Source organism: Rossellomorea vietnamensis (assembly GCF_001305855.1).
In the GTDB taxonomy this organism is placed as follows: domain Bacteria; phylum Bacillota; class Bacilli; order Bacillales; family Bacillaceae_B; genus Rossellomorea; species Rossellomorea vietnamensis_A.
Genome location: NZ_LIXZ01000096.1, coordinates 1 through 513, shown reverse-complemented (window position 1 = coordinate 513; position 513 = coordinate 1). Strand labels below are relative to the sequence as shown.

At 52.0% G+C, this 513-nt stretch carries 1 rRNA gene; it reads left to right on the top strand.

Annotated elements, in window-relative coordinates:
* Positions 1-45: 45 nt before the first annotated feature.
* A 16S ribosomal RNA gene (locus AM506_RS21935) occupies positions 46-513 on the top strand; the annotation flags it as partial.

Here is a 513-nt window from a genome sequence, read left to right as displayed (position 1 = left end):
GTCAACGTTAATTCTAGATTTATTTTTAAAGAGCTATTCAAACTTTTATCGGAGAGTTTGATCCTGGCTCAGGACGAACGCTGGCGGCGTGCCTAATACATGCAAGTCGAGCGGATTGATGGGAGCTTGCTCCCTGATATCAGCGGCGGACGGGTGAGTAACACGTGGGTAACCTGCCTGTAAGACTGGGATAACTCCGGGAAACCGGGGCTAATACCGGATAACTCATTTCCTCGCATGAGGAAATGATGAAAGATGGCTTCTTGCTATCACTTACAGATGGACCCGCGGCGCATTAGCTAGTTGGTGAGGTAACGGCTCACCAAGGCAACGATGCGTAGCCGACCTGAGAGGGTGATCGGCCACACTGGGACTGAGACACGGCCCAGACTCCTACGGGAGGCAGCAGTAGGGAATCTTCCGCAATGGACGAAAGTCTGACGGAGCAACGCCGCGTGAGTGATGAAGGTTTTCGGATCGTAAAGCTCTGTTGTTAGGGAAGAACAAGTGCCG